2 protein-coding genes are annotated in these 1268 nt (G+C 54.2%); both read left to right on the top strand.

Translation table 11 applies throughout. The features are described 5' to 3' along the window. A partial coding sequence (locus HMPREF1992_RS00715) for a DNA methyltransferase (protein WP_021683878.1) occupies window positions 1-1064 on the top strand: 1064 nt, incomplete at its 5' end. Next, a partial coding sequence (locus HMPREF1992_RS00720) for an N-acetylmuramoyl-L-alanine amidase (RefSeq protein WP_021683879.1) occupies window positions 1064-1268 on the top strand: 205 nt, incomplete at its 3' end. The genes HMPREF1992_RS00715 and HMPREF1992_RS00720, both read left to right, overlap by 1 nt.

The following is a 1268-nucleotide window of genomic DNA, read 5'->3' on the forward strand; positions in this document are numbered from 1 at the left end:
AGGGCATGGAGAATGTGCCGTGCGTATTCGTCGATCATCTGACCGAGGCACAGAAGAAGGCATACATCCTCGCAGACAACCGTTTCGCCCTCGATGCGGGATGGGATGAAGATATGCTGCGTGTCGAGATGGAAGCCCTGCAAGGCATGGACTTTGACATCTCGCTCACGGGCTTCGACGAAGCCGAGATTGCCGACCTGCTCTCACTGGATGATGGGGAGGCGCAGGAAGACGACTTCGATGTGGATGCGGAACTACAGAAGCCCTGTGTCGCGAAAACAGGAGATGTCTGGCATCTCGGCAAGCACCGTGTCATCTGTGGAGATTCCACACTGCCGGAGACATACGAGCGGCTGCTCGGCGGAGAAAAGGTAAATCTCGTCTGCACGGACCCGCCATATTTTGTGGCTCTGGAAAGTTCCTCCGGGAAAATCAAGAACGATGATCTGAATGACAAGGATGCCTACGAGTTCCTGAAATCTGCCTTTATTGCCTTCCACTCGGTGATGGCGACCGATGCTTCCATCTACGTTTTCTACGCAACAGCAAAAGCCCGTATCTTTCATGACGCTTATGAGGATGCAGGCTTTAAAGTTGGCGCGGGGCTGGTATGGAAGAAAGACCGCCTCGTCCTCACACGGACGGATTGGAAGTACATCCACGAGCCGATCATCTGGGGATGGCGTAAGGATGGCAGACATAGGTGGTATGGCGACCAGAAGCAGACCACCGTCTTTGCATTCGATCGTATCAAGGACTCGAAGAAGGACGGCTGTGGACATCCGTCCTCGAAGCCCGTGCCGCTCATTGCGTATCTCATCAAGCAGTGTGCGCAGACGAATGGTATCGTTCTTGACGGATTCCTCGGTTCTGCATCAACGCTCATCGCTTGCGACCAGTTGGGGCGTATCTGCTACGGTGTGGAGCTTGAGGCGAAATTCGTGGATGTTGCTGTTGAGAGATACATCCAGAGCAAGGACGGCAATGCCGAAGATGTGTTTTTGGAACGTGACGGTGAGCGCATTTCGTATGCGGATGTGCCGAAACCAAAGGAGGAATCGTGATGCGTGTGTTTTTGAATCCTGGTCATGCACCGAACGGGAATCCAGATCCCGGTGCGTGTGGGTGTGGGCTGCGAGAGTGTGATGTGGCAAAGAACGTCGCTGACCTTGTTGCGGGCTATCTGAGTGCCGCAGGTGTTGAGGTGGTTGGCAACATGCAATCCGACAGTCTGCATGAAGTTGTCTCGGCCTCCAACAACAGCGATG

The sequence above is a fragment of the Selenomonas sp. oral taxon 892 str. F0426 genome, assembly GCF_000468035.1.
Taxonomy (GTDB): Bacteria; Bacillota; Negativicutes; order Selenomonadales; family Selenomonadaceae; genus Centipeda.